General features: G+C 76.6%; 3 protein-coding genes. All 3 read left to right on the forward strand.

The genetic code is table 11. The features are described 5' to 3' along the window. Nucleotides 1–661, forward strand: a 661-nt coding sequence (locus LQ51_RS09580) for a carboxyl transferase domain-containing protein (RefSeq protein WP_046564364.1), incomplete at its 5' end; no start/stop codon positions are given. Further along, nucleotides 658–1,134 carry an acetyl-CoA carboxylase biotin carboxyl carrier protein gene (gene accB, locus LQ51_RS09585; RefSeq protein WP_046564365.1) on the forward strand — a complete coding sequence of 159 codons (477 nt, stop codon included), beginning with the start codon at nt 658–660 and terminating at the stop codon, nt 1,132–1,134. The genes LQ51_RS09580 and accB, both read left to right, overlap by 4 nt. Then, on the forward strand, nt 1,134–2,254 hold a 1,121-nt coding region (locus tag LQ51_RS09590; RefSeq protein WP_046564366.1), incomplete at its 3' end, for an acetyl-CoA carboxylase biotin carboxylase subunit. The genes accB and LQ51_RS09590, both read left to right, overlap by 1 nt.

The raw sequence follows: 2,254 nt of genomic DNA on the forward strand, positions 1-2,254 counted from the left end.
GCTGGACGGGCGGCCGGTGATGGTGATCGGCCACCAGAAGGGACACACCACGGCCGAGCTGGTGGCCCGCAACTTCGGCATGGCCAGTCCCGCCGGGCACCGCAAGGCGCTGCGGCTGATGCGGCTGGCCGCCCGCCTCGGCCTGCCCGTGGTGACCCTGGTGGACACCCCGGGCGCGGACCCGGGGGTGAGCGCGGAGCAGCAGGGACAGGCCGCGGCCATCGCCGAGAACATCCTGGCGCTGAGCGTGCTGCCCACCCCGGTGGTCGCGGTGGTCACCGGGGAGGGCGGCAGCGGCGGGGCGCTCGCGCTCGCCGTCGCGGACCGGGTGCTGATGCTGGAACACGCCGTCTACTCGGTGATCAGCCCCGAGGGCTGCGCGGCGATTCTCTGGCCGGACAGCTCCGCCGCCCCGCAGGCCGCCCGGGCGTTGCGGCTCACCGCCGCCGACCTGTGCCGGCTCGGGGTGGTCGACGAGGTGGTGCCTGAGCCGACGCCGGCCGCGCACGGCGACCCGGCGGCCGCCGCCGACCTGCTCGGCCGGGCCGTCGCCGGCCACCTCGCCGGCCTGCTCGACGTGCCGACGGCCACCCTGGTCCGGCACCGCCGCAACCGGTTCCGCCGCTACGGCGCCGCCCGCGCCACGGGGACGACCCGGTGAGCGCCGCGCCGGACCCGGACGGGGTACTGGAGGGGTTGTGCCGGCAGGCCCGCCAGCTCGTGGCCGAACTGGCCGGCCCGGTACGCCGGGTGCGGCTGCGCAGCGGCGGGACGGTGCTGGAGGTGGAGTGGCACAGCTCGGCCGCGCCGGCGCCCGCGCCCCGGGCCGAGCCGGAACCGGCCGCGCGGCCGGTGGCCGAGCCGGTCGCCGGCGCGGACCGGCCGGCCGTACGGGCGCCCGTGGTGGGCACCTACTACCGGGCCCCGGAGCCCGGCGCCGCGCCCTTCGTGGCCGTCGGCGACGTGGTCCGGCCCGGGCAGGTGGTCGGCATCGTGGAGGCGATGAAGCTGATGAACGAGGTCACCGCCGGCCAGGCCGGCCGGGTGGTGGAGCTGCTGGTGGAGGACGGCAAGCCGGTCGAGTACGACCAGCCGCTGATCGCCCTGGAACCGCTGACCGGGCGGGCCGGGTGATGTTCGAGAAGGTGCTGATCGCCAACCGCGGCGAGATCGCGCTGCGGGTGCTGCGGGCCTGCCGGGAGCTGGGCGTACGGACGGTGGTGGTGCACTCCAGCGCGGACGCCGACTCGCTGCCGGTGCGGCTGGCCGACGAGACGGTCCGGATCGGACCGGCGGCCAGCCGGCAGAGCTACCTGAACGCCGCCGCGATCGTCGAGGCGGCCCGGCAGACCGGCGCGCAGGCCGTGCACCCCGGCTACGGCTTCCTCTCCGAGGACGCCGACTTCGCCGAGATCTGCGCGGAGAACGGGCTCACCTTCGTCGGCCCGTCGCCGCAGGTGATGGCGGCGCTGGCCGACAAGTCCACCGCCCGCGAGCTGATGAGCGAGGCCGGGCTGCCGCTGCCGCCGGGCAGCGTGCGGACCCTGCCGACGGCCGCCGAGGCGCTGGAGGTGGCCGCCGGGATCGGCTACCCGGTGATCATCAAGGCCGCCGCGGGCGGCGGTGGGCGCGGGATGAGCGTGGTCCGCTCCGCCGTCGAGCTGCCCCGGGCGTACGCCCGCACCCGGGCCGCCGCCCAGGTCGCCTTCGGCGACGACCGGGTGTACGTCGAGCGGTACCTCACCGACGCCCGGCACGTCGAGGTGCAGGTGCTCTGCGACGCCCACGGCAACGGCATCCACCTGGGCACCCGGGACTGCTCGGTGCAGCGCCGCCACCAGAAGCTCATCGAGGAGGCCCCGGCGCCGGCGCTACGCCCCGCCACCCTGGACGCCCTGGCCGAGACGGCGCTGCGCGGGGCCCTGGCGGTCGGCTTCACCGGCGCCGGCACCTTCGAGTTCCTGGTCGACGCGGCGGAGGAGTGCCACTTCCTGGAGATCAACTGCCGGATCCAGGTGGAGCACCCGGTCACCGAGCTGATCACCGGGCTCGACCTGGTCCACGAGCAGCTGCACATCGCCGCCGGGACGCCGTTGCGCTGGCGGCAGGAGCAGATCCGGCCGCGCGGCGTGGCGATCGAGGCCCGCATCAACGTGGAGGACCCGGACCGGGACTTCGCGCCCGCGCCCGGCCGCCTCGACCGGTTCCGGCCCCCCGGCGGCCCGTTCACCCGGGTCGACACCCACGGCCATCC

Source organism: Micromonospora sp. HK10, from assembly GCF_000982955.1.
Taxonomy (GTDB): domain Bacteria; phylum Actinomycetota; class Actinomycetes; order Mycobacteriales; family Micromonosporaceae; genus Micromonospora.